The organism is Hymenobacter persicinus (genome assembly GCF_004167665.1).
Taxonomy (GTDB): domain Bacteria; phylum Bacteroidota; class Bacteroidia; order Cytophagales; family Hymenobacteraceae; genus Hymenobacter; species Hymenobacter persicinus.
On sequence record NZ_SEWE01000010.1, the window covers coordinates 1 to 24,370 of the forward strand.

The 24,370-nt window shown below is 62.3% G+C and carries 18 protein-coding genes and 4 tRNA genes; 12 read left to right on the plus strand and 10 right to left on the minus strand.

Going from position 1 to position 24,370, the window contains the following annotated elements:
* Positions 1 to 338: 338 nt before the first annotated feature.
* From EWM57_RS06470 to EWM57_RS06485, 4 genes are all read right to left on the minus strand, one after another.
* A tRNA-Glu gene (locus EWM57_RS06470) sits at positions 339 to 410 on the minus strand.
* Between the two features lie 330 nt (positions 411 to 740).
* Positions 741 to 812: transfer RNA gene (locus EWM57_RS06475), tRNA-Glu, on the minus strand.
* Positions 813 to 1,142: 330 nt separating this feature from the next.
* Positions 1,143 to 1,214, minus strand: a tRNA-Glu gene (locus EWM57_RS06480).
* Positions 1,215 to 1,544: 330 nt separating this feature from the next.
* Positions 1,545 to 1,616: transfer RNA gene (locus tag EWM57_RS06485), tRNA-Glu, on the minus strand.
* 329 nt (positions 1,617 to 1,945) lie between these two features.
* Here EWM57_RS06485 and gap point away from each other — a divergent pair.
* The 3 genes from gap to EWM57_RS06500 all read left to right on the plus strand — a co-directional run bounded on the left by gap (position 1,946) and on the right by EWM57_RS06500 (position 4,405).
* Positions 1,946 to 2,953 carry a type I glyceraldehyde-3-phosphate dehydrogenase gene (gap, locus tag EWM57_RS06490; protein ID WP_129920325.1) on the plus strand — a complete coding sequence of 336 codons (1,008 nt, stop codon included), beginning with the start codon at positions 1,946 to 1,948 and terminating at the stop codon, positions 2,951 to 2,953.
* Positions 2,954 to 3,062: 109 nt separating this feature from the next.
* On the plus strand, positions 3,063 to 3,941 hold the full coding sequence (locus tag EWM57_RS06495) for a diacylglycerol/lipid kinase family protein (protein WP_129920326.1): 879 nt from the start codon (positions 3,063 to 3,065) through the stop codon (positions 3,939 to 3,941).
* A gap of 122 nt (positions 3,942 to 4,063) precedes the next feature.
* Positions 4,064 to 4,405, plus strand: coding sequence for a translation initiation factor (locus EWM57_RS06500; RefSeq protein ID WP_129920327.1), 342 nt, complete (start codon positions 4,064 to 4,066; stop codon positions 4,403 to 4,405).
* 3 nt (positions 4,406 to 4,408) lie between these two features.
* On the opposite strand, the gene kdsB is transcribed toward EWM57_RS06500, so the two are convergent.
* Positions 4,409 to 5,161: a 3-deoxy-manno-octulosonate cytidylyltransferase gene (gene kdsB, locus EWM57_RS06505; protein WP_129920328.1), complete on the minus strand. Its 753-nt coding sequence runs from the start codon at positions 5,159 to 5,161 to the stop codon at positions 4,409 to 4,411.
* A 265-nt stretch (positions 5,162 to 5,426) separates the two neighbouring features.
* Between kdsB and EWM57_RS06510 the strand changes: the two genes are divergently transcribed.
* The 5 genes from EWM57_RS06510 (at position 5,427) to EWM57_RS06530 (ending at position 10,838) form a co-directional block, all read left to right on the plus strand.
* Complete coding sequence (locus EWM57_RS06510) at positions 5,427 to 6,371, plus strand: LysM peptidoglycan-binding domain-containing protein (protein WP_129920329.1); 945 nt, start codon at positions 5,427 to 5,429, stop codon at positions 6,369 to 6,371.
* A 15-nt stretch (positions 6,372 to 6,386) separates the two neighbouring features.
* Complete coding sequence (locus EWM57_RS06515; RefSeq protein WP_129920330.1) at positions 6,387 to 7,145, plus strand: TIGR02757 family protein; 759 nt, start codon at positions 6,387 to 6,389, stop codon at positions 7,143 to 7,145.
* A gap of 21 nt (positions 7,146 to 7,166) precedes the next feature.
* Positions 7,167 to 7,832, plus strand: a complete 666-nt coding sequence (locus EWM57_RS06520) for a hypothetical protein (protein ID WP_129920331.1) — start codon at positions 7,167 to 7,169, stop codon at positions 7,830 to 7,832.
* A gap of 104 nt (positions 7,833 to 7,936) precedes the next feature.
* Entirely contained in the window at positions 7,937 to 10,354 is a 2,418-nt protein-coding gene (locus EWM57_RS06525) for an endonuclease MutS2 (protein WP_129920332.1), read from the plus strand.
* Positions 10,355 to 10,361: 7 nt separating this feature from the next.
* A complete protein-coding gene (locus EWM57_RS06530; protein WP_129920333.1) occupies positions 10,362 to 10,838 on the plus strand; it encodes a hypothetical protein in 477 nt (158 codons plus the stop codon).
* Between the two features lie 74 nt (positions 10,839 to 10,912).
* Here the strand turns inward: EWM57_RS06530 and EWM57_RS06535 are convergent, their stop codons facing one another.
* From EWM57_RS06535 to EWM57_RS06550, 4 genes are all read right to left on the minus strand, one after another.
* Positions 10,913 to 13,237, minus strand: a complete 2,325-nt coding sequence (locus tag EWM57_RS06535) for a phospholipase D-like domain-containing protein (RefSeq protein ID WP_129920334.1) — start codon at positions 13,235 to 13,237, stop codon at positions 10,913 to 10,915.
* A 147-nt stretch (positions 13,238 to 13,384) separates the two neighbouring features.
* Entirely contained in the window at positions 13,385 to 14,380 is a 996-nt protein-coding gene (locus EWM57_RS06540) for a hypothetical protein (protein WP_129920335.1), read from the minus strand.
* Between the two features lie 155 nt (positions 14,381 to 14,535).
* Positions 14,536 to 15,567 (minus strand): UDP-N-acetylmuramate dehydrogenase, encoded by a 1,032-nt coding sequence (gene murB, locus EWM57_RS06545; protein WP_129920336.1) that lies wholly within the window; start codon positions 15,565 to 15,567, stop codon positions 14,536 to 14,538.
* A 130-nt stretch (positions 15,568 to 15,697) separates the two neighbouring features.
* Positions 15,698 to 17,101 (minus strand): sugar MFS transporter, encoded by a 1,404-nt coding sequence (locus EWM57_RS06550; protein WP_165370437.1) that lies wholly within the window; start codon positions 17,099 to 17,101, stop codon positions 15,698 to 15,700.
* A 145-nt stretch (positions 17,102 to 17,246) separates the two neighbouring features.
* On the opposite strand from EWM57_RS06550, the gene EWM57_RS06555 reads away from it, so the two are divergent.
* Together EWM57_RS06555 and EWM57_RS06560 are read left to right on the plus strand one after the other, a co-directional pair.
* Entirely contained in the window at positions 17,247 to 18,440 is a 1,194-nt protein-coding gene (locus EWM57_RS06555) for a THUMP domain-containing class I SAM-dependent RNA methyltransferase (RefSeq protein ID WP_129920338.1), read from the plus strand.
* 159 nt (positions 18,441 to 18,599) lie between these two features.
* Positions 18,600 to 20,489, plus strand: a complete 1,890-nt coding sequence (locus tag EWM57_RS06560; RefSeq protein WP_129920339.1) for a glycoside hydrolase family 13 protein — start codon at positions 18,600 to 18,602, stop codon at positions 20,487 to 20,489.
* 85 nt (positions 20,490 to 20,574) lie between these two features.
* Here the strand turns inward: EWM57_RS06560 and EWM57_RS06565 are convergent, their stop codons facing one another.
* Positions 20,575 to 20,943 carry a four-helix bundle copper-binding protein gene (locus tag EWM57_RS06565; protein ID WP_129920340.1) on the minus strand — a complete coding sequence of 123 codons (369 nt, stop codon included), beginning with the start codon at positions 20,941 to 20,943 and terminating at the stop codon, positions 20,575 to 20,577.
* 167 nt (positions 20,944 to 21,110) lie between these two features.
* On the opposite strand from EWM57_RS06565, the gene recQ reads away from it, so the two are divergent.
* Together recQ and EWM57_RS06575 are read left to right on the plus strand one after the other, a co-directional pair.
* On the plus strand, positions 21,111 to 23,339 hold the full coding sequence (gene recQ / locus EWM57_RS06570) for a DNA helicase RecQ (RefSeq protein WP_129920341.1): 2,229 nt from the start codon (positions 21,111 to 21,113) through the stop codon (positions 23,337 to 23,339).
* A 281-nt stretch (positions 23,340 to 23,620) separates the two neighbouring features.
* Positions 23,621 to 24,298 (plus strand): DUF2306 domain-containing protein, encoded by a 678-nt coding sequence (locus tag EWM57_RS06575; RefSeq protein WP_242510000.1) that lies wholly within the window; start codon positions 23,621 to 23,623, stop codon positions 24,296 to 24,298.
* The last annotated feature ends 72 nt before the right edge of the window (positions 24,299 to 24,370 follow it).

Sequence of the window (24,370 nt, forward strand, 5' to 3'; positions counted from 1 at the left end):
AACGGACCAGATAATAAACCGGTGGCGTTTTGGTGCTGCAAAGGTAATAACGTTGCGGTGCAACGCAATACCTGCGGCAAACTTCTGCGTAAATTTTTGTGAAGCTGCTCTAAGACTTCCGTGAAGCAAGCTCGGCTCACGCAGCTATTGCCAAAAAATTAGCCTAGAAGGCAAAGGAGTTTTATGGCTGTCCTAACAAATGCTATTCAGAAAACGCGTACTGCGTGAGTTTTATGAACTCATTCGTCATCGGCAAAAGGGACGCTAATAAAATACAAACAAAAAGCCCGCTTCCGGGGAGGAAGCGGGCTTTGTTGAGTCGCAAAACGCGGGGGTAGTAGTCCGTAGGGGAATCGAACCCCTGTTGGTAGAATGAAAATCTACTGTCCTAACCCCTAGACGAACGGACCAGATAATAAACCGGTGGCGTTTTGGTGCTGCAAAGGTAATAACGTTGCGGTGCAACGCAATACCTGCGGCAAACTTCTGCGTAAATTTTTGTGAAGCTGCTCTAAGACTTCCGTGAAGCAAGCTCGGCTCACGCAGCTATTGCCAAAAAATTAGCCTAGAAGGCAAAGGAGTTTTATGGCTGTCCTAACAAATGCTATTCAGAAAACGCGTACTGCGTGAGTTTTATGAACTCATTCGTCATCGGCAAAAGGGACGCTAATAAAATACAAACAAAAAGCCCGCTTCCGGGGAGGAAGCGGGCTTTGTTGAGTCGCAAAACGCGGGGGTAGTAGTCCGTAGGGGAATCGAACCCCTGTTGGTAGAATGAAAATCTACTGTCCTAACCCCTAGACGAACGGACCAGATAATAAACCGGTGGCGTTTTGGTGCTGCAAAGGTAATAACGTTGCGGTGCAACGCAATACCTGCGGCAAACTTCTGCGTAAATTTTTGTGAAGCTGCTCTAAGACTTCCGTGAAGCAAGCTCGGCTCACGCAGCTATTGCCAAAAAATTAGCCTAGAAGGCAAAGGAGTTTTATGGCTGTCCTAACAAATGCTATTCAGAAAACGCGTACTGCGTGAGTTTTATGAACTCATTCGTCATCGGCAAAAGGGACGCTAATAAAATACAAACAAAAAGCCCGCTTCCGGGGAGGAAGCGGGCTTTGTTGAGTCGCAAAACGCGGGGGTAGTAGTCCGTAGGGGAATCGAACCCCTGTTGGTAGAATGAAAATCTACTGTCCTAACCCCTAGACGAACGGACCAGATAATAAACCGGTGGCGTTTTGGTGCTGCAAAGGTAATAACGTTGCGGTGCAACGCAATACCTGCGGCAAACTTCTGCGTAAATTTTTGTGAAGCTGCTCTAAGACTTCCGTGAAGCAAGCTCGGCTCACGCAGCTATTGCCAAAAAATTAGCCTAGAAGGCAAAGGAGTTTTATGGCTGTCCTAACAAATGCTATTCAGAAAACGCGTACTGCGTGAGTTTTATGAACTCATTCGTCATCGGCAAAAGGGACGCTAATAAAATACAAACAAAAAGCCCGCTTCCGGGGAGGAAGCGGGCTTTGTTGAGTCGCAAAACGCGGGGGTAGTAGTCCGTAGGGGAATCGAACCCCTGTTGGTAGAATGAAAATCTACTGTCCTAACCCCTAGACGAACGGACCAGATAATAAACCGGTGGCGTTTTGATGATGCAAAGGTAGCAAGCCGACGTCTCGGCGCAATACCTGGCCCGGAAAAAAAGTGCCGCCGAAAGCAAATGGGCTGACTTTCAGGAATAAATTTTTACGCTTCGGCCCCAGTTTTCTACAGCGGCCGCGACGGGTGCCCTAAACCCGGACTGCCAGCTGCAGCCGGGAGGGGCCGCTGCCCTTGCAAGCAATGGTTATTTGGTAAGATTAGGATCGATTTGGCGAAGTTAACCGGACCCGGTACCTTCGCTCCGCGTTTCCACCCGGTACATTCGTGCACCGCTAACCCCCATTTTCCCATTATGGCTAAAATAAAAGTCGCCATCAACGGCTTCGGCCGCATTGGCCGTCTGACGTTCAAGTCACTGCTCGGCCGCGACAACGTGGAAGTAGTTGCTATCAATGACCTCACGGACAACAAGACGCTGGCTCACCTGCTCAAGTATGACTCCGTGCACGGCCGCTTCGACGGCACGGTTTCCTACGACGAGGAAAGCCTGACGGTAAACGGCGTGCGTATTGCCGCTCTGGCTGAGCGCGACCCCAAGCTGCTGCCCTGGGGCAAAATGGGCGTTGACGTCGTGCTCGAGTCGACGGGCCGCTTCGTGGACGAGGCCGGCGCTGGCCAGCACATCACCGCTGGAGCCAAGAAAGTGGTTATTTCGGCTCCCGCCACCGGCAACATTCCAACCGTGGTACTGGGCGTCAACGAGGACATCCTGACCGGCGACGAGACCATTATCTCCAACGCTAGCTGCACCACCAACTGCTTGGCCCCGATGGCCAAGGTGCTCGACGAGGTGTTCGGTATCGAGAAGGGCTACATCACCACGGTGCACGCCTACACTTCGGACCAGAACCTGCAGGATGCCCCGCACAAAGACCTGCGCCGCGCCCGCGCCGCCGCCTACAGCATCATCCCGACCAGCACCGGTGCCGCCAAGGCCGTTGGTCTGGTACTGCCCACGCTGAAGGGTAAACTCGATGGTTTGGCCATGCGCGTGCCCGTGCCGGATGGCTCGATGACTGACCTGACCGTGGTGCTGAAAAAGGAAGCTACTAAGGAGCAGATCAACGAGGCCCTGAAATCGGCTTCGGAAGGCGCCATGAAAGGCATCATCGAGTACACCACCGACCCGATTGTGAGCATCGACATCGTGGGTAACAAGCACAGCTGCATCTTCGACTCGGAGCTGACGGCCGCCAGCGGTACGCTCGCCAAAGTCATTGGCTGGTACGACAACGAAACCGGCTACAGCACCCGCACCGCTGACCTGATCCAGAAGCTGGGTGAGGCCATGAGCAAGTAAGCTTTGCCGTACGTGAATACATGAGAAGCCTGCCCGGTTCGGGTGGGCTTCTCTGTTTTTCAGCTCCCCAAGTTCCAACCTTTCCGCTACTGCCGCGTTGTTGCCGACTATGCCCGCCAAGCCCCGCATCTGTTTTCTGATCAACCCCATGTCGGGCACCAACCGCCGGCAGGACGTGCCCGCCCTCATCACCCGGCACGTCGACACGGCGGCCGTGGACCACGAAATCCGGCTGACCCAGTACGCCGGCCACGCCGAGGAACTGGCCCGGCAGGCGGCGGCCGAAGGGTTTCGGACCGTAGTGGCCGTGGGCGGCGATGGCACCGTGAATGAGGTAGGGCGGGGACTGTTGGGTACGGCTACGGCCCTGGGCGTGGTGCCGCGGGGCTCCGGCAACGGCTTGGCCCGCCACCTGCGGATTCCGCTCACGCTGCCCGCCGCCGTGCAGCGCGTGTGCGCCCCAGACTTTCAGCGTATCGACGTGGGCCATATCAACGGGCGCGCTTTCTTTTGCACCGCCGGGCTGGGCTTCGATGCTCACGTGAGCAAGTGTTTTGCCCAGGCCGGCACCCGGGGGCTGAGCACCTACGTGAAAGTGGCATTGCGCGAGTACCGCCACTACCGCCCCACGCCCATCACGGTGGCGTTGAATGGGCAGACCCTGCAGACGGATTGCTACGTGCTGGCCTTCGCCAACGCGGCCCAGTACGGCAACAACGCCTACATTGCCCCCCTGGCCGATATCCGGGACGGTCTGCTGGATCTGTGCCTGATTGACTCACTGCCCGTGGTGCGGGCCGTGCGGGTGGGGCTGGGGCTGGCGCTGGGCAACCTGCCCACGTCGGGGGCCGCCGTGTTTCATACTAGTTCCCATATCCGGGTGCGGGCCGCTACCCCGCTGGGCTTTCACATCGACGGCGACTACGGGGGCGAGGCCCGGGAATTTGAGGTGGCCCTGACGCCGCTGGCCCTGGAAGTAGCGGTGTGATGGTGAACTTGTGAGATGGTGAAGTTCTGAAATAGTGAGTTTGATGTTGGATTGGCGCAACTTGCGCCGGCCGCGCCGCCAGCACGTAAACTCACCATCTCACAAGTTCACCATTTCACCCCATGAACAACCGCCGCAGCCGCGAAGGCATTGTGTATTCGACCAGCTCCGACTTCGAGTACCAGCATGCCAATGAAGAGGAAGCCACCACGCTGCCGCCCCAGCAGCAGAACCTGCGGGTGCAGCTCGATAAAAAGTCGCGCGGGGGCAAGCAGGTCACGCTTATCACCGGCTTCGTGGGCCAGGATGCTGACCTGCAGGCCCTGGGCAAGCTGCTCAAAACCAAGTGCGGCGTGGGCGGCAACGCCAAGGACGGCGAAATCCTGATTCAGGGTGACTTCCGCGACAAAGTCCTGGCCGTGCTGCTCGAGCAGAAGTACAAAGCCAAAAAAGCCGGCGGATAAGGGTTAGGTAGTAGCCTTTAGATGCTGCAACGCCCGCTCCACGTCCTCCGGCGTATCGATGCCGATGGTTTCGAGCGTGGTTTCGGCCGTCAGGATGCGGTAGCCGTTTTCCAGCCAGCGCAGCTGCTCCAGGCTTTCGGCCTGCTCCAGCGCGGAGGGCGGCAGCAGGGTAATTTCGGCCAGCACGTCGGGGCGGTAAGCGTAGAGGCCGATGTGGCGCAGGTAGCGGTGGTGGCTTAGCCACTCGGCCGGCTCGCGCTGACGCTGGAAGGGCAGGGGGTGGCGGCTGAAGTACAGCGCGTGGCCCTGGGCGTCGAGCACTACTTTGGGCAGATGGGGGCTGAAGAGTTCCTCGGCACTAACTACGGGCTTGACCAGCGTGGCCAGCTGGGGCCGGGGTTCAGCCTCGAACAAGTCCACCAGCGCATTGATCTGGGCCGGGTGAATGAAGGGCTCGTCGCCCTGAATGTTGATAATGCAGTCGGCCACGACGCCGAGCTGCCGGTAGGCATCGAACACCCGGTCGGTGCCGCTGGGATGGTCGGGGTGGGTGAGCAGCACCTCGCCGCCGAAGCGTTCCACGTGCTCCCGGATCCGCTCGTCGTCGGTGGCCACCACCACCCGGCTCAGCTTGGCTTGTCGGGCTTGCTCCACCACGCGCTGAATCATGGACTTGCCACCCAGATCTACCAAAGGCTTGCCGGGCAGGCGGGTGGAAGCGTAGCGGGCCGGAATGATGCCGATGGCGTGGAGCATGGAAGCGGGCGAAAAGGTGGAACAAACGGTACGAGGCCGAAAGTAGGAGGATTTCGGCTGCCCCGCGCAAAGTGGCGCCAAATTGGCTAGGCGAGCTTGGCCCGGCCTGAGCCGCCCGATTGTCGGGCAGCAATTGTGGCAAAATGGCCCCCGTGGCCCCGTAGCCAAGGATTATTTAATTATCTTTCGGCAGCATATCGTCTGCCGGCCGCGGCTGTTGCCTGCATTGGGCAAGCCGCTGCTTTTTCTCTTGCAAACCGTCCGTATGACCCGTTTTTCGTTGCTGTTTGCCGCTTTTGCCCTCTCTGGTTTTGCCGCTTCCGCCACCCCGCGGCCCATTGCCCTGCCCGATTCCATCGGCGTGGAATACCGCAACAATAAAGTCCTGATCAAGCACCGCGTCGCGCCCGGCGAGACGCTCTACGGCATTGCCCGCCGCTACAAGGTGCCCGTCGACCAGATTGTGGAAGCCAACCCCAAGCTGGAAGGTGCCCTGGGCGCGGGCCAGATTGTGCTCGTGCCCCGCACCCGCGTTGTGCTCTCGAACCCGGCCGCTAAGTCCGCCACGGCTGCCGTGCCGAATGCCGCCGCCAAAGGCCTGAGCACCGACGCCCGGGGCAACAAAGTATATAAGGTGGCCAAGGGGGAAACGCTGTTTGCCGTGGCCCGCCGCTTCGATATGACGCCCGCCGACATTGCCCGGCAGAACAATATGGCCGCCAACGCCGGCGTCCGCATCGGGCAGACCCTGATTATCGTGCCCGCCGGTGGTTCCGCGGACGCTGCTGTAGCCGCTGCGCCCAAGCCCGCCGCCGTACCGGCCCCCAACAACCGCCCCGAGCGCACCGACGATTCGGACAAGGAGAAAGAGTCCGCTACGGCCCCAGCCGCCCCGGTGACGCCCGCCAAGGAGGATGCCCCCGAGCGCGCCAGTGAGATTGTGCGCAAAGTCACCGAAAGCGGCCTGGCCGCCGTGATTGAGGGCGGGGGCACCGACAAGTACCTGGCCCTGCACAAGACGGCTCCCGTGGGCACCATCATGCAGGTGCGCAACATCATGAACGGGCAGTCGGTGTACGTGCGCGTGATTGGGCAGCTGCCCGACACCGGCGAAAACAGCAACGTGCTTGTGCGCATCTCGCGCCGGGCCGTACAGAAGCTGGCTACCCCGGACTCCCGCTTCCGCGTCGAAACTTCGTACGTGCCGTAGCGGTTGGTGCTGGCAGTGAATCACGCCCAGACCCGGCGCCTGCTCGAAGAGCGCTACGCCCACTACAACCGGCCCGCCTTTATTGCCGACGACCCCATCCAGAGTCCCCACCGCTTTTCTCAGCGGGCGGACGTTGAAATCAGCGCCCTGTTTGCGGCCCTGCTGGCCTGGGGGCGCCGCCCGACCATCATCAGCAAGGTCACGGAGCTGCTGCGCCGCATGGACGACGCGCCCCACCAGTTCGTGACCCAGCACCAGGACGAGGACCTGAAAAAGCTGCTCGGCTTCTGCCACCGCACCTTCTGCGACACCGACCTGCTCTACTTCGTGCACTGGCTGCGCGACTACTACACCGGGCACGAGACGCTGGAAGACGCCTTTCTGCACGGCGCTACCCAGCGGGAGCGGCTGGAAAACTTCCACACGCTGTTCTTCAGCCTGCCCGACGCGCCCCAGCGCACCCGTAAGCACGTGGCCACGCCCGCCCGGGGCTCGGCCTGCAAGCGCGTAAACATGTACCTGCGCTGGCTGGTCCGCCACGACGACCGGGGCGTGGACTTCGGCCTCTGGCGCCGCCTGCCCATGGCCGAGCTGATCTGCCCCATCGACGTGCACGTGGAGCGCCAGGCCCGGCAGCTGGGCCTGCTCACCCGCCCCGTCGTGGACTGGCGCGCCGCCGAGGAGCTCACCGAGAACCTGCGGCGGTTTGACCCCGCAGACCCGGTGAAGTATGACTTCGCGCTGGTTGGGCTGGGGGTGGAGGAGAAGCGGTAGCGTTGTTTAACATACGAGCCTATGCAAACCTATACTGTCCGGTCGCTGCGTTTGGATGTTGCGCTACTTATTGTGGTTGTGTGGGTTACTCTATTCGTTGCTTTCGTTCAGCTGCGGCAGCACTTTCTTAATGAAACGGGATTCCTGATTTTCTTCTGCGGCTGGCTGGTATCGGGCTACCTGGCTGTTAGAAAGTTTGCTGTGCGCGAGTTGGCCGTAGAGCTGACCCCCGGTTGGCTGACGATTAGGTCGGAAGGCACCGCAACGGAGCAGCAGATTCCGCTGGACCAGATTGCCTCGTATTTCTATAAGTATGATGGCAGAATAAAGCTGTTTCGCTTGCAGCTGCACTCCGGCCAGAAAGTGGTGATGCGTAACAACAGCCGCTTTTGCCCCGCGGATGATCTGGCCGCGCTGGGCCGGGATTTTGAGGCGCAGCTTGCGCAGGGGGCCGCCGCCGTCCTGAATGGAAGTGGACGTGCTGTTCGGCGGGAGAAAACGTTTTTTGAAGAGCCGGTTTCGACGGCCGGACTGGTAATTCTGCCCGCGGCCATGGTTCTGCTCTGGCTGGCCGGTGACGGTGCGCTCTTCACGCTGCGCACCATCGGGTGTGCCGCCTTTGGCTATGTCGTTTATTGGGTGGCGTGGCTGAACGGAGCTGAAGCGCGCAACCAGAAGCCTGGGTAGACGAATATCTTACCCAATTAGTAACCCCGGCGAATCTTTCGCCCCGCCGCGAATGTTTACTTTTACCGTCCTTTGCGATTACAACCCACTACCCAGTTCCTGATTTGATTCTTCCTCAGAATTTCGAGCAAAAGATTGGCTTCGCGCAGTTGCGCGAGATGCTGGAAGGCCTGTGTCTGAGTGCCCTGGGCCGCCAGTTTGTGGCCAAGATGACCTTCCAGACCAAGCACGACCAGCTGCTGAAGCTGCTGCTGCAAACCGACGAATTCCGCCTGCTGCTCAACAGCGGCGCCGACTTCCCCAGCCAGCATTACCACGACGTGCACCCCCACCTGGTGCGCGCCGCCTTGCCCGGCGCCTACCTCGACGTGCCCGCGTTTTTTGCCGTCAAGATGAGCCTGCGCACCATCCGCCAGGCCCTGACTTTCTTCACCCAGGCCGAGGAAAGCCTGTATCCGACCCTGCGCCTGCTGGGCATCGGCGTACAGGTTGACCGCAACCTGCTGGCGAACCTGGACAAGGTGGTCGACGACGAGGGGCAGGTGCGCGACAACGCGTCCCCGCTCTTGTCCCAGCTCAAGCAGGAGCTCATCGGCCGCCAGGGCATGCTGCGCAAGCAGATTGCCGGCATCCTGCGCCACGCCAAGTCGGAGGGCTGGATTCCCGGTGATGCCGAGCCCACCATCCGCGGCGGCCGCCTGGTGCTGCCCGTCATTGCCGAGCACAAGCGCCGGGTGAAGGGCCTGATCCACGACGAGTCGGCCTCGGGGCAGACGGTGTTTATCGAGCCGGAGGCCGTATTCGAGCTCAACAACGACATCAAGGACCTGGAGAATGCCTACCAGCGCGAGCTGATCCGCATCCTGACGGCCCTTACCGACCAGCTGCGCCCCCACATTCCGGACCTGCGCAAGGCCTACCAGTACCTGGGCCTGCTCGACTTCGTGCGCGCCAAGGCCTTGCTGGCCCACCGCCTCGAAGCGACCCTGCCCACGCTGGATGCCAAGCCGCTGATTCGGTGGAAAACCGTGCGCCACCCGCTGCTCTACCTGACTTTCAAGGAGCATAAGGAAAACCCGCGCGAAGTCGTGCCCCTGGACATTGAGCTCAACCCCGACCAGCGCATTCTGCTGATTTCGGGGCCAAATGCCGGCGGTAAGTCGGTGAGCATGAAGACCGTGGGGCTGGTGCAGTACATGCTCCAGTGCGGCCTGTTGATTCCGGCTGCCGACGGCTCCGAGGCCGGCATGTTCGACGACATTTTCCTCGACATCGGCGACGAACAGAGCCTGGAAAACGACCTGAGCACCTATTCGTCCCACCTGCTGAGCATGAAGCAGTTCGTGACCCTGGCCGGCAAGCGCAGCCTGGTGCTCATCGACGAATTCGGCACCGGCACCGAGCCCGCCCTGGGCGGGGCCATTGCCGAGGCCGTGCTCGACCAGCTCAACCGGGCCCGCTCCTTCGGCGTCATCACCACCCACTACACCAACCTGAAGAACTTTGCCGAGCGCAATGCGGGCATCGTCAACGGGGCCATGCGCTACGACCCGGAGCGCCTGCAGCCGCTCTACCGGCTGGAAATCGGCAAGCCGGGCTCGTCGTTTGCCATCGAAATTGCCCGCAAAATCGGTCTGCCCAAGCAGATTGTGGAGCGGGCTACCCAACTCGTGGGCAAGGACAAAATCCGTTACGACCGGTTGCTGGAAGGGCTGGAAAAGGAAAAGGCTGACCTCGAGTTGCGCACCGCCGAAGCCGCCAAGGCCGAGCGACGCATGAAAAAAGCCGCCCAGGAGTACCAGGACCTGAAAAAGCACCTCGACGAAACCACCCTCGACGTGCTCCGCGACGCCAAGGCCAAGGCCAAGCTCCTGCTCAAGGACACCAACCAGCAGATTGAGGCCACCATCCAGGAAATCCGCGTCGGCCAGGCCGATAAGGAGAAAACCAAGGACGCCCGCCAGAAGCTCGACACGTTCGTGCGCGAAAAGCTCCAGCTTGAGCCGCCCAAGCCCAAGGCCACGCGCGAGCTGGCCGAGCCCGGCACGCTCAAGGCCGGCGACAAAGTGGCCCTCATCGGCCAGGACGGGCACGGCGAAATTATGAGCGTGAAGGGCAAGACGGCGGAGGTCAGCTTCGGCGGTATGAAGACCATCGTCAAGGTGTCGCAGCTCGAAAAATTGGGCCGGGCCGAAATCCGGGAGCGGGAGAAGAAGTCGGAGCGCCTGAGCTACGCCGTATCGGGCGCCGGCATCGACATGACCGGCCGGATGAGCAACTTCAGCCCCAACCTCGATTTGCGCGGGGAGCGGGCCGAAGATGCCCTGCACAAAATCATGGCCTTCGTCGATGACGCCGTGATGTTCGGGGTGCCCGAGCTGCGCGTGCTCCACGGCCGCGGCAACGGCGTGCTCCGCCAAGTCGTGCGCGACTACCTGCGCTCCGTGCGTGCCATTGCCAGCGTGGCCGACGAGCACGCCGACCGGGGTGGCGACGGGGTCACCATTGCCGTGCTGAAGTAAGCCGCCCATGTTCGTCAGCCAGCCCCAGCGCTTTACGTACCGCAGCCGTTTGTCGGTCCCGGCGCTGCGGGCGGTGGCCGACGAGTTCGTGGCCCGGCAGGGTGGCCCCCAGCAGCCGGGCGCTTACGTGGCCAGCTGGCTTTCGGCGACGGTATTGGAGGCCACGCCACGGGAAGTGCCGCGGGCCCTGCGCTACGCCGGCAAGCAGCGGGCCACGCTCGAGCTGCCGCTCGCCGCCGGGGACGCGCGGGTCAACCTCACTATTTACCCGGCGTCCCTGCTCTCCACGCTGTTCTACGGAATCCTGGTCGGGGGCGCGTACGCCGGCTTTTCCTGCCTGCAGGAAGGCCACTGGCTGCACGTCGGGCTGAGCGTGAGTTTCGTGGCCCTCGCCACCGGCTCGTTGCGGATAATCCAGCAGGCCTCAACCAAGCTGCTGCGGCAGGATCTGGAGCAGCACTTTCAGCTGAACGCGCTGGGTTAAACGCGAATAGCCTGCATAAAAAAAGGCGGCTCCCAATTCGGGAGCCGCCTTTTTTAGGTTCAATAAGCAAAGAGCTACTCGACTACTACGCGGCTAACCTGGGTGGTTTCGGGCGTTACAATCTGCACCAGGTACAGGCCGGCGCGCAGTTGCGAGGCATCCACGGTTACGTCCTGGCCGTTCAGAGGCTGGGTCTGGGTCAGCACCACCCGACCGGTGGCATCACGCAGGGTGATGGTAGCCGTACGGGCCTTGTTCGACTCCAGGCGCAGCTGGAACTTGCCGGCCGTGGGGTTCGGGTACACCTGGATGCTGCTCTGCTGCACGGTGGCTTTCTTGTTGCTCAGCACCAAGTTACACACCGTCACGGTGCTGCCGAAAGCCTGCTCGTCCTGAATCCGCTTGGCAAACTCCTGGTAATAGGTGTTTACAATTTTGGCGTCGTGGACAATCAGGGTGTTTTCGTCGTTTTCGGTGTTAGCCGAGAGGCTCCAGTTGTGCGAACCCACGAACACCTGCGGATCGGAAGCCGAAGCGCCGGCGTCGATGATGGCGTACTTGTGGTGCATAATGCCCATGCCCTTGAACTTGATGATGCGGTTGCCCAGGGCCGTTTTGATGGTCCGGAAAATCGGGCCTTCCGCCGCGCTGGAGGTGTCGTTGACCAATACTTCCGAGCAGTTGGCAATACCCTTGGCATTCACTTGGTCGCGGATGGCGCGGCCAATGTCGCTCTGGGTGATGAGCATGGTGGCAATGTGCAGGTCGTTGTCGGCCGTCTGGATGGCTTCGATCAGGCGCCCGTTCACGTTGTCGGTGGGCGAGAACCACGACTCCACGGTTTTGCCACCGATGTTGAGGTAGTGCGGGGTGTTGTCGGTTTTCAGCGAACCGAACACGGCCGTGGCCGTGGTGCCGCCGCCCCACATTTCGTTCATCTCGATGGTGTAGACCCGGGCCAGCGACTGGTCCTGCACGGCAATGGCGTTGTTGCGGTCGGTGCTGAGCTGGGCCGCAGTCCAGTTCGTGGAGCCGGTCCACACCCAGGGCACGTTCGGGTTGGTGCTGTTGGCATCAATAATCACAAACTTGTTGTGCATGATGTTCTGGGTCGTGTTGCGCCCGATGCGCGGAATGGCCGAGTTCAGGTTCTGGATGCTGGCGTTGGCGTTGTCATTCTCGAAAATCACGCGCACCTGCACGCCGCGGGCGTAGGCAGCATTCACGGCGGCCAAAATCACGGGGCTGTTCCAGTTGTAGATGGCAATGTCTAGGGTCTGGGCGGCCTTGTTGATGTAGCGGGCCACGGTGTCGGCAATGGCGCCATTAGCCAAGTAGGTGGCGTTGTTGCCGGGCAGGGCCAGGGCCGTATTCACCGGGTTGTTGAAGTAGGAGCGCATCTTGCCCGTGGAGAGCGAGCCAGTGACCATCGGAATCACGCGCGACTCCGACAACCCTACCGAGTTGGTGGAGCTGGCCTTGATGTAGTAAACCGTGGCGGGCTGCAGGCCGGTGATGGCCAGGCTGTGGTTGGTGACGCTGGTGGCGTTGGTGACGGCCGTAAACGTGCCGTTCGGCGTGGTCGAGTACTCCACCTTCGTGTCGCCGGCGTTCTGGGTGAGGAAGTTCACCGTGAAGCCGCTCGAGTTGATGTTGATGGGACGGGGCGTAGTCAGCAGGTTGGGCGTGTTGCCCTGCAAAAAGTCGGCGTAGACGCGGGGCAGAAACTGGTAGCCGGTGGTGCCGGGCGCCACGTTAGTAAACTGGCTCATGATGCCGACGGCGTCGTAGAGGCCGGTCGGGGCGGGTTTGCCCACCAGGCCACCGGGGCCGGTGCTGGCCGCATTCACGTACAGGGGCGTGGCGGCGTTGTTGTTGATGCGGTAACCGGCCGAAACCGACTGGAACGCCGTAACGGGCGCGCCGGTGGAGGTGTTAATCGAGGTCAGTCCGTTCAGGCGCACCAGGCGGCCTTCGTACTGCTCGGCGAAGGCGGGGGTGAGGTTGCCGGCGGCAAACACAATGGGCTGCACGGGCCGGTTGCCGGCCACAATCTGCAGGTTGGTAATGGGGTTGATTTCCAGCAGGCCGCGGAAGTCCACAATCTGGCCCGTTACCAGAATGGAGTCGCCGGGCACGATGGAGTTGAGCAGGGGCAAAAAGGCGTTGCCGGCCGCGCCGTACACGCCCACGCCGCCGGTGGCGTCCTGAATGTAGCGAATGGCGCCCAACTCGGCGCCGTTGGTGGCCACCCCACGGATGGTGACCGTAGGGCCGGTGGTCGAGTTAAAGGCCGGGGCCTGGGCCCGGGCCGCCCCAATCGAGATGGACGTCTGGGCCAGAGAGGCCGGCAGACTCACGCCCAGGGAGAGCAGGGTTAAGAGAGTAAATTTTTTCATGAAAGCCGTAAAAAGGTCAATACAGGAAGGTGGTGGGAATTAAGGGTGCAAATATGCTGATTTTCAGGCGAAAAACCGGCTCGAATCCGCGGTGGGAATAGCGTAAAATTCCGGGGCATACGTGAACGGCGGGTGAAGCCCGCGGGCCTAGTCGTCGCCGTCCGAATCGGTAGAGCGGGTGGCGCGGCTGGTGCTGCGCTTTTTGGTGTCCGTAATCATGGGCACGGGCGCCGCGGTGGAAGTGCCCACGGCATTCGTGGACGAGACCTTCACGTAGTACACCGTGCCGGGCTGCAAATCCTTCAGCGCAATGCTGTGGCGGGTGGTGGGCGTGGCGTTCATCACCACCGTGCCCAGCTCGGCGCTCCGGCCGTACTCCACCTTGGTGTCGCCGGCATTCTGGGTGCTAAAGTTCACGGTGAAGCCGTTGCGGCTCATTTCGGTCGGGATGGGCTCGCCCAGCATGTTGGGCAGGCCGCCGCCGAGCATGATGTCGTTGTAGAGGCGGGGCAGAAGCTGGTAGCCGCCGGTGCCGGAGGGCGCAAACTGGCCGATGATGCCGGTCAGGTCAAACTCGCTGTTGGGCGCGGGCTTGCCCACGATGCCGGTTTCGCCGGCCGAGGCGTTGTTGGTGCGCAGCGTGGCGCCCTTCTGCCCGTTGAGCAGGTAGTTGCTGTTGCCGTTGAAGGTCATGATGCCCACGCCGCTGGGGGTAGTCACGCCGGTATTAGACTTGATTTTCACCAACCGGCCCTCGTAGGCCTCGGCGTACACCTTGGTCAGCTCGGAAGCCATAACTTCCACCGGCACCAGGCGGCGACCCGAGGCCAGCTTGCGCACCGACGTGACGGGGTCCATTTCCAGCAGGCCATTATAGTTTTTGAGCGTGCCGCGCAGCTCCACACTGTCGCCGGGGGCCAGGGCCGCGAAGCCCACGGCCGAGTTGGAAAAGGCCGCCAAGCCGGCCTCCCGATCCTGAATGTAGCGGATGGCCCCCAGCTCGGGGCCGTTGCTGACCGTGCCGCGCACCGTGACGGTGGTGCCGGGGCCGGCGGCGCGGGCGGCCGAAAGCGTGATGACGGACTGGGCGTGCACTCCCGTTGCGGCGCCGAGCAGCGCCGCGCAAAGTGTAACGTTCTTCATGCAGTAGAAACAGGCAGGGGGGAAAGGAAAGGGGAAAGGTCAGTTTGTACAAATATGCCTATTCCCAGCCTATTTGCACAAAGCCGCGGCATTTAATATAGCGTTGAGCTTGTTTTTGGGGCTTGGCTGATCCTCAGCGGACTCCGGGCGCGCCGCTAGAGGATGTTGACCTCCGGATGCAGCTCCACGCCAAACTTCTCGCGCACGGAGGCAATAATGTCCTGGGCCAGGTCCCGGATGTCGGCGCCCTGGGCCCCGCCGTGGTTGACGAGCACCAGCGCCTGCTGGTCGTGCACGCCGTGGGCCCCGAAGCGGCGCCCCTTCCAGCCGCACTGCTCAATCAGCCAGGCGGCGGGCACCTTCACGCCCCCGGGCACGGGGTAGCCGGGCAGGGCGGGGTACTGGGCCTTGAGGGCGTCGTACTTGGCCTGGCTGAGCTCCGGGTTTTTGAAAAAGCTGCCCGCGTTGCCAACCTGAGCCGGGTCGGGGAGCTTGCTGCGGCGGATGCGGATGACGGCCTCACTCACGTCCTGGGGCGTGGGCGAAGTTTCGATGCCCATATCGGCCAGGGTGGTACTGATGGCCCCGTAGCTGGTGTTGAGCTCGTGGCGGCGCCGCAGCCGCAGCACCACGCCCGTAACAATAAACTGGTTGCGCAGCGGGCCCTTGAACACGCTTTCCCGGTAGCCGAAGCCGCACTGCTCGTGGGTGAAGGTGCGCAGCTGCCCGGAGCTGATTTCCACGGCTTCCAAGTGGTCGAAGGTGTCTTTGAGCTCGGCGCCGTAGGCCCCGATGTTTTGCAGGGGCGCCGCGCCCACCGTGCCCGGAATCAACGACAGGTTTTCGATACCACTCAGGCCCTGGCTCAGCGTGTACTGCACCAATCCGTGCCAGGATTCGCCGGCCCCGGCCCGCACCAGGGCCGTGTCGGTGGCTTCATCCTGGGCCGTGATGTCGAGGCCGGTGATTTCATTTTTAAGCACGATGCCGTCGAAGTCCCGGGTGAACAGCAGATTGGAGCCCCCGCCGAGCACCAGCTTTTCGGCCTGCTGCACCTCGGGCAACGCCAGCAGGGCGCGCAGCTCGTCGACGCTGCGGAAGCGGGCAAACAGGCGGGCCTTGGCTTCGAGGCCGAAGGTGTTGTAGGGGCGCAGGGAAACGTGGTGTTCGAGCTGGGGAGCAGGCATGGGAAAGCGGCTGGATTTGCGACAAAGGTAAATGTTCGGGCGGGCTGCGCCGACACGCGGCAGCTTATTCGGGCGGCAATAAAAAAAGCCCGCGGGTTGCGGGCTTTTTACGAAGGGCAAACGGCGGCGCTTACCGCACCCGGTAGCCGCTCACGGCGTAGTAGAGCAGGTAGGCGTAGCAGAGCGCGGGCAGAATGAAAGCCACGCGCAGGCCCCCGCCGTGGGTGGCCACAAAGCCCATCAGCGGCGGAATGATGGCGCCGCCCACGATGGCCATAATCAGGTAGGAGGAGCCCTGCTTGGTGAAGCGGCCCAGGCCGGTGATGGCCAAGGGAAAAATGACGGGCCACATAATGGAGTTACACACCCCGCAGAGCACCACCAGCCACAGCGCCGTTTCGCCGTGGTTGAAGATGGAGGCCAGCACGAACAAGGTGCCGGCCGCGCACACGCCCACCAGCAGCTTGCGGGCGTTGAAGCGGCTGAGCAGCGGAATGCCGATAATGCGGCCCACCATCAGCCCAAACCAGTACGAGGACACCAGCACCGCCCCCACGGCCTTGGTGAAGCCGGAGTTCGTATCGATGGGCTCGGGGGCGTGGCCAAACAGGGCGCCGGCCCAGCCCGTGGCCAGGCTCAGGCTGCGCACCAGCTGCTGGGTGAAGCCGCTGAGCTCTTTGATGCCTTGGCTTTCGCCGTAGCGGATCAGAAACGAGCCCAGCCCGACTTCCACGCCCACGTAGGCGAAAATGGCTGCCACGCCCAGGGCCAAGTGGCGGAAGTCGAGGGCGGAGCGGCGGCCGGCAAAGCCCGAGGCCTCGGCCGTGGCCGCTTCTTCCTCGGCCGGGATGCTTTCAATTTCGGGCAGGCGCACCAGGAAAAACAGGGCCGACAGCACCGCCAGAAACAAGGCCAGCCCCAGGTAGAGGGGCTTGACCAGCGTGGCTTCCTGAGTCAGGCGCTGCTCCAGGGGCAGGGCCGCCAGCTGGGCCTTGAGCACCGTGGAGCCGCCAAACAAGATCAGGCCGCCAATGAGCGGGGAAATAGTGCCGCCCAGCCCGTTGGCCACGCCCACGATGCTGACCCGGCTGGCCGCCGTGCGGGCCGGTCCGAGCACCGACACGTAGGGGTTGGCCGCCACCTGCAGCAACGTGATGCCGGCGCCCAGCAAGCTCAGCGCCAGCAAAAACAGGGCGAAGGTGCGGGAGTTAGCGGCCGGCACAAACAGCAGCGCGCCCAGGGCCATAACCAGCAGCCCCAGCACGATGCCGCGCTTGAACCCGAGCTTTTCCAGCACCCGGCCCGCGGGCAACGACATCAGAAAGTAGGCCCCGAAAAAGGCTGATTGCACCAGTGAGGACTGCAGATCCGTGAGCTGGCAGACGTCCTTGAGGTAGGGCATCAGCACGTCGTTGAAGTTGGTGACGGCCCCGAACAGGAAAAACAGGGTTGTCATCAGCACCATGGGCCCGGCGTAGGAGCGGGTCGGGGCGGCGGTGGTGGCAGGAGAGGAAGTAGAAACGGGAACGGCCATGCAGGCGGGAGGGAAGAATGGGTGAAGCCTTAAAGATAGGAATGTCGCGCAAAGCTTTCCGCCTGCTTCAGCCGCCGGGCTTGGTGGTCCACCCGCGCCTTTTGCCGACCTTTGCCGCTTCCCTTCGCACCTAACGACCCGCTTCATGTCCGAAAACCGCCGCGACTCCGCTTTTTTTATGACGGCCACCACCCAGTTTGGGCTGGAGGAAGTGCTGGCCCAGGAGTTGCGCGACCTGGGCGCAAAGATTGAGAAGATCGGGCAGCGGGCCGTGGAGTTTACCGGTACCAAGCAGCTGCTGTACGAGGCCAACCTGTGGTGCCGCACCGCCGTGCGCATCCTGAAGCCCTTCGCCCACTTCCTGGCTCCCGACGAAAAAGCCCTGTACCGCGAGGTAAGCCGCCTCGACTGGAGCGAGTACCTCAGCCCCGACCAGACCTTCGCCATCACGGCCGTCGTCAACAAGTCCACGTTCGAGCACTCCCTGTATGTGGCCCAGCTGACCAAGGATGCCATTGTAGACCAGTTTCGGAACCGCACCGGCGTGCGGCCCAGCGTCGACGTGAAAACCCCCGACATCCGGCTCCACCTGCACATGATTGAAAACGAGGTGGTGCTCAGCCTCGATGCTTCCGGCGACTCCCTGCACCGCCGCGGCTACCGCCAGCAAACCAACGCCGCGCCCCTCAACGAGGCCCTGGCCGCGGGTCTGCTGCTGCTGGCGGGCTGGGATGGCAAAAAAACGCTCATCGACCCCATGTGCGGCTCGGGCACCCTGCTCACGGAGGCCGCCCTGATTGCCCAGCGCATTGCCCCGGGCCTGTATCACCAGGGCAAGTTTGCCTTCGAAAACTGGCCCGACTTCGACCGCGCCCTCTGGGAGTCGGTGAAAATGGATGCCCGCAGTGCCCGTCTCGAGGAGCCGCAGGCGTATTTGGCCGGCTCCGACTTGTTGCCGGAGTTCATTGAGCTGGCCCGGCAAAACGTGGAAGCCGCCGACCTGGAGGACTATATCCGCCTCTCGGTGCGCGACGTGAAGGACGCCAAGGCCCCGGCCAAGGAGGCGCCCGGCCTGGTGGTGATGAATCCGCCCTACGGGGAGCGAATCGGGGACGAAACCGAAATGGAGGGCCTCTACAAAACCATCGGCGACACGCTCAAAACGAGCTTTCAGGGCTACGACGCCTACATCTTCACCGGCAACCTGCAGGCTGCCAAGCGCGTGGGGCTGAAAGCCTCGCGCCGGATTCCGCTCTTCAACGGGCCCATAGACTGCCGCCTGCTCAAGTATGAGCTCTACCAGGGCACGCGCAAAGCCGCCCGGCCGGAGCAGGAGTAGGGAAAGGCTTCCGCACGATGTGAAGACGCGAAGCCACGCCCCGGCAGCTGGCCCGGCCAAAGCAGCCGGTTTAGTTGCGTCATTAATTACTAGTATTGCGGCTGGTTTGCCCCGGCTGGCCTGGTCTTCTGCCCTTTCCAAAAAATTCCCGCTTCCCGTATGAAACTACGCTGTTCTGGCCTGCTGCTGGCCCTGCTGCTGCCCGTGCTGTCCCCGGCTCAGTCGGGCCCCGCCATTACCCGCGTCAACCCGACCAACTGGTGGGTGGGCATGAAAAACCCGAACGTGCAGCTGCTCGTCTACGGCCCCCAGGCCGGTACGCTCACCTACACCATCACGTACCCGGGCGTGAAGCTGGTCAAGACCAACTCGGTCGACAACCCGAACTACGCCTTCCTCGACCTTGGCATTGCCGCCACCGCCAAGCCCGGCAAGGTGCAGATTGTCGGGAAAAAGGGTGGGCTGACCATCACCCGGACCTGGGAGTTGCGGGCCCGCACGGCCTCACCCAAGGGGCAGGGCGTCACGGATGCCGACTTCATCTACCTGGCCATGCCCGACCGGTTTGCCAACGGCGACCCGTCGAACGATAAGTTTGCCGACATGGCCGACCCGAACATGGACCGCGCCAACCCCTTCTTCCGCCACGGCGGGGACTTGCAGGGCGCCGCCCAGCACATTGGCTACCTTAAAGACCTGGGCGTGACGGCCGTCTGGTTTACGCCCGTGCTCGAAAACAACCAGCCCCTGACCAATGAGGGCGGCACGATGCGCGCGGCCTACCACGGCTACGGTTTCACCGACCAGTACAACGTGGACCAGCGCCTGGGCGGCAATGCGGCCTACAAAAGCTTTGTCGACCAAGCCCACGCCGCCGGCCTGAAGGTGGTGCAGGACGCCGTGTATAACCACGTGGGGCAGAATCACTGGATTTTGCAGGACCTGCCCATGAAAAGCTGGCTGCACCAGTGGCCCACCTACACCAACACGAGCTACAAGCAGCAGCCCATTACCGACCCCTACGCGGCCCAGCTCGACAAGAAGGTGATGCTCGACGGTTGGTTTGTGCCCTTCCTGCCCGACCTCAACCAGCAGAATCCGTACGTGGCCAACTACCTGATTGAAAACGCCATCTGGAGCGTGGAGAATTTCGGGGTGGATGCCTGGCGCATCGACACCTACATGTACAACGACCAGCCGTTTATGAACCGCTGCAACGCGGCCCTGCTGGCCGAGTACCCGCGCATCCACATCTTCGGCGAGTCGGCGGTGAGCAACGTGGTGGACCAGGCCTACTACGTGCGCAACAAGGTGGCTTTCCCCTTTAAGTCCAACCAGCCCGGCGGCCTCGACTTCGTGCTCGAGGGCGGCCTGCTGGGCGCGCTCAAGGACGTGGGTAAGCCCGAAGCCACCAGCTGGGACGGCGGCCCCCAGCGCGTGTACCAGGCCCTGGCCCAGGACGCGCTGTACCAAGACCCGACCAAGCTCGTCACCTTCCTCGACAACCACGACCACAACCGCTACCTCTCGGAAGTGGGCGAGGACTTCGACAAGTACAAAATAGGCCTGACCTGGCTGCTGACTACCCGCGGCATTCCGAGCATGTACTACGGCACGGAAATCCTGATGAAGAACTTCAAGGACCCCACCGACGCCGAGGTGCGCCGGGATTTTCCCGGCGGCTGGCCCGCCGACAAGGAAAATAAGTTTACTGCCGCCGGCCGCTCCGCCAAGGAAAACGAGGCCTTCGACTTTGTGAAAAAGCTGGCCACCTACCGCCGCGACCATCAGGTGCTGCACTCGGGCAAGCTGATGCAGTACCTGCCCGAAAACGGCCTCTACGCCTACTTCCGCTATGATGCCACTGGCACCGTCCTAGTCGCCACCAACGCCACCGATAAAGCCGCCTCGCTGCCCACGGCCCGTTTCGCGGAACGCATGGCCGGCTTCACCAAGGCCCGCAACGTGCTGACCGGCGAAACCATCGGCAGCCTCACCACGCTCCAACTGCCGGCCAAAACGGCCCTCGTGCTGGAGCTGCTGAAATAGGAGCGGGTCTGGTTTTCCGCCCACGCAAAAGCGGCTGCCTCAATCAGGGCAGCCGCATTTGCAGTAGGGATAAACAAGCCAGGCTCTAGAATTTCTCGCAGGCGGCCATGCAGGCCCGGCAGGCTTCGGCGCACTGCTGGCAGTGGTCCATGGGGTGCTTGCCGCACTCTTCGGCGCACTTACGGCAGATTTCGATGCACTCCTTGAGCACGTGGCGGGCGTGGTCGGAGCCGCGGGCAATGAAGGCGGCGGTGAGGCGGCAGATGTCGGCGCAGTCCCGGTCGAGGCGGATGCAGGGCACCATCATCTTGACGTCGGCTTCCTGCAGGCAGGCCGTGGCGCACATTTCGCAGGCGGCAATGCAGCGGCTCAGCGCGTCGAGCACGGCTTGGTTGGCCTGGGAGGTGGAGGAAGAGGCGGACGAAGCAGGGGCGGAGTGAGCGGAATGGTCCATAGGGCAGAGGGCTTGAGGAGGGAAAAAGTGTAGGTGGGTGTACGGGCAGCCCGGCGCAATGGTGGTACATAATTCACCGTCGGCCGTGCACGATTTCCGCCCGCCCGCAGTTGATATACCTTGCGCGCCGCGCCCCAACTCCCGTTTTACCGTCGTATTTTTACCGAATGTTATTTGCCCCCGAAGCCCTCACGCCCACGATTGAATCCGCCCGGCGCGTCCTGAAACAGTATTACGGCTATGATTCCTTCCGCCCCATGCAGGAGGATATCATCCGCAACATCATGGGCGGCCACGACACGGTGGTGCTCATGCCCACCGGCGGGGGCAAGTCGGTGTGCTTCCAGGTGCCGGCCGTGGTGCTCGAGGGGGTCTGCGTGGTCGTGTCGCCGCTGATTGCCCTGATGAAGGACCAGGTGGAGGCGCTCAAGGCCAACGGTATTTCGGCCGAGTACATCAACAGCAGCGTGGGCCAGGCCGAGCAGAACTCCATTGCCGGCGACTGCCTCAACGGCCACCTCAAGCTGCTCTACGTGAGCCCCGAAAAGCTAGTTTCCCCGGGTTTTACGCAGTTTTTGAAGCGCCTGCGCATCAGCATGTTTGCCATCGACGAGGCCCACTGCATCAGCTCCTGGGGCCACGATTTTCGGCCCGAGTACACCCAGCTGCGCCTGCTGCGGGAGCAGTTTCCCCAGGTGCCCATCATTGCCCTCACCGCCACCGCCGACCGCCTCACCCAGCGCGACATCCAGCAGCAGCTCAAGCTCCACGAGCCCCGGGTATTCCTCTCCAGCTTCGATAGGCCCAACCTGAACCTGATTGTGCGCCCGGGGCAGGACCGCGTGGCGGGTATTTTGGAGTTTATTGAGCGTCATCCTAACGAGTCGGGCATTATCTACTGCCTCTCGCGCAAGCAGTGCGAGACGCTCACGGCCAAGATCCAGCAGAAGGGCGTCAAGGCCGGCTTCTACCACGCCGGCATGACGCCCAACCAGCGCGCGGCCGTGCAGGAAGGCTTTCTGAAGGACGATTTGCAGGTTATTGTCGCCACCATTGCCTTCGGCATGGGCATCGACAAGAGCAACGTGCGCTGGGTGATGCACTACAACCTGCCCAAGAACATCGAGGGCTACTACCAGGAAATCGGGCGGGCCGGCCGCGACGGGGCCCCGGCCACGGCGGTGCTGTTCTACAGCTTCGCCGACGTGATGAGTTTGCGCGACATGCTCACCAAAGACAACCCCAGCCTCACCCAGCTCAACCTGACCAAGCTGGAGCGCATGCAGCAGTTTGCCGAGGCCGCCAGCTGCCGCCGCAAGATCCTGCTCAACTACTTCGGCGAAACCCTGCCCCACGACTGCGGCAACTGCGACATCTGCCGCAACCCACCCACGACCTTCGACGGGACGCTCATTGCCCAAAAGGCGCTGTCGGCGGTGGTGCGCATGCGGGAGCGGGGCTCCATCGGCCTGCTCATCGACGTGCTGCGCGGCATGCGCAACCAGGCCGTGCTCAGCGGGGGTTACGACCAGATTAAAACCTACGGCGCCGGCGCCGATTTGCCCTATCTGGATTGGTACAGCTACATCCACCAGATGCTCAACGACGGCCTGCTCTACATTGCCTACGAGGAGGGCTACGCGCTGAAAATCACCGAGCTGGGCAAGCTCGTGCTCCAGGGCCAGCGCCAGCTGCCGATGAAGAAATTTCAGCCCGCCGAGAAAGCCGAAAAGCTGCCTAAGGGCAAAAAAGCGCCCCGCGGCACGGGCAAGGCCGTCGATGCCGGCACCCAGCTGTTTGAGAAGCTCCGTAGCCTGCGCAAGCGCATTGCCGACGAGCAGAACGTGCCGCCCTACGTGGTATTCTCGGATGCCACGCTCCAGGAAATGGCCGTCGAGCGGCCGACTTCCCGGGTGGCCATGCTGGCCATTTCGGGCGTGGGCATGAAGAAGTTCGAAAACTACGGGGAGCAGTTCATTCGCGAAATTATGGCCCAGGGCGGCGCACCTTCCCCCGACGATGCCGCCGAAGCCGACCAGGCCGCCCTCGACCTGGAAGTGGCCCCGCCCGCCCGCAAACCCCGCGAGGCCGGCGACACCCACGACAATACCTTCCAGCTCCACCGCCAGGGCCTGAGCATCGACGAAATTGCCGAGCGCCGCAACCTAAGCCCGGGGACTATTCGCTCCCACATCGAGACGCTCTACGCCAAGGGCAGTCCGATTCGGCTCGAGGAGTTTCTGAGCCAGGGCGAGTACGCCGAAATCATGACGGCCCGGGCCCAGCTCGGCGGGGAGCCCCAGCTGCGCGACCTGTTCGACCACCTGCGTGAGAAGTACGACTACTTCAAGCTTCGCCTGGCCAGCCTCTACCAAAAGCGCCTCAGCGGGAAGTAGCAGCACTATCATTGCGAGGACGGAGCACGAAGCAATCCGTGCTCTGAAATGAGTACAACCCCTTCTCAGCAGAAAGCCCCGGCGTTAGCGCAACGCCGGGGCTTTTTTGGGGTCGCGCCCCATACCACGGCCCAGCTCGTAGAATGGGAGCTGGGCTAAAGGCTATGCTTCGCGGCACCTGCTAAAAAAAATATTCGCTTTATTCAATCATAAGAATATACCAGCCGCGTTATACTGCCCGAGCCCCGCGCCGACTGCCCCTTATGCCCGCCCCACTGACCTTGCCCCGTCTTTTTCAATTCCTGGCCGGCGCCGTGGTGGCCGCCTTTGCTGGGCTGATGGCTACCAAGGTCTGGCCCTATCTGAGCTTCGAGCCGGGCATTCATTTCCTGACCACCAAGTCGGAGGCGACTAATGCGAATGGTCTGTTTCGGCTGGGTTTCTACGTGCACATCACCAGCAGCCTGTGGGTACTGGGGGCGGGACTGGGGCAGTTTTTTCCGCGCTGGTTTCGGGGCCGCGCCCGGCTGCACCGCAACCTGGGCAAGCTCTATGTGGGCTCCATTCTGGCCCTGGCCGCACCCTCGGGGCTGATTCTGGCCGCCTACGCCAACGGGGGGCTGGTAGCCAAAGTAGGCTTTGCTCTGCAATGCGTGGTGTGGTGGCTTAGCACCTGGCAGGCCTACCGGCTGGCCCGGCAGCGCCGTTGGGAAGAGCACACCGCCTGGATGCTACGCAGCTTCGCCGTGACCCTGGCTGCCCTGAGTCTGCGCTCGGAAAGCTACCTGCTCTACTACGTCTTCGGCACCAAGCCCATTGAAACCTACCTGACCGTTACCTGGCTCTCGTGGACGGGCAACCTGGTGCTGGCCGAGGTGCTGGTGCAGGCCGGGGCCGCCCGCCGGCTGCTGCGCGGGGCCCGGTTTGCCGCTCCCCAGCCCGCCCTGGCCGACGCCTAGCGGCCGGTTCCGCTCCTCCTGATTTTCTGGCTGTACCCTTCGCCCTTGCGGGCGGACAGGCCCGCCTATGCG

Excerpts from the sequence above, each read along its gene's own strand:
- EWM57_RS06555 (WP_129920338.1), top strand. The coding sequence starts at position 17,247 with ATGTCCGAAAACCGCCGCGACTCCGCTTTTTTTATGACGGCCACCACC.
- EWM57_RS06510 (WP_129920329.1), top strand. The coding sequence starts at position 5,427 with ATGACCCGTTTTTCGTTGCTGTTTGCCGCTTTTGCCCTCTCTGGTTTT.
- gap (WP_129920325.1), top strand. The coding sequence starts at position 1,946 with ATGGCTAAAATAAAAGTCGCCATCAACGGCTTCGGCCGCATTGGCCGT.
- EWM57_RS06495 (WP_129920326.1), top strand. The coding sequence starts at position 3,063 with ATGCCCGCCAAGCCCCGCATCTGTTTTCTGATCAACCCCATGTCGGGC.
- EWM57_RS06540 (WP_129920335.1), bottom strand. The coding sequence starts at position 14,380 with ATGAAGAACGTTACACTTTGCGCGGCGCTGCTCGGCGCCGCAACGGGA.
- EWM57_RS06550 (WP_165370437.1), bottom strand. The coding sequence starts at position 17,101 with ATGGCCGTTCCCGTTTCTACTTCCTCTCCTGCCACCACCGCCGCCCCG.
- EWM57_RS06565 (WP_129920340.1), bottom strand. The coding sequence starts at position 20,943 with ATGGACCATTCCGCTCACTCCGCCCCTGCTTCGTCCGCCTCTTCCTCC.
- EWM57_RS06520 (WP_129920331.1), top strand. The coding sequence starts at position 7,167 with ATGCAAACCTATACTGTCCGGTCGCTGCGTTTGGATGTTGCGCTACTT.
- recQ (WP_129920341.1), top strand. The coding sequence starts at position 21,111 with ATGTTATTTGCCCCCGAAGCCCTCACGCCCACGATTGAATCCGCCCGG.
- kdsB (WP_129920328.1), bottom strand. The coding sequence starts at position 5,161 with ATGCTCCACGCCATCGGCATCATTCCGGCCCGCTACGCTTCCACCCGC.
- EWM57_RS06535 (WP_129920334.1), bottom strand. The coding sequence starts at position 13,237 with ATGAAAAAATTTACTCTCTTAACCCTGCTCTCCCTGGGCGTGAGTCTG.
- EWM57_RS06560 (WP_129920339.1), top strand. The coding sequence starts at position 18,600 with ATGAAACTACGCTGTTCTGGCCTGCTGCTGGCCCTGCTGCTGCCCGTG.
- murB (WP_129920336.1), bottom strand. The coding sequence starts at position 15,567 with ATGCCTGCTCCCCAGCTCGAACACCACGTTTCCCTGCGCCCCTACAAC.
- EWM57_RS06500 (WP_129920327.1), top strand. The coding sequence starts at position 4,064 with ATGAACAACCGCCGCAGCCGCGAAGGCATTGTGTATTCGACCAGCTCC.
- EWM57_RS06530 (WP_129920333.1), top strand. The coding sequence starts at position 10,362 with ATGTTCGTCAGCCAGCCCCAGCGCTTTACGTACCGCAGCCGTTTGTCG.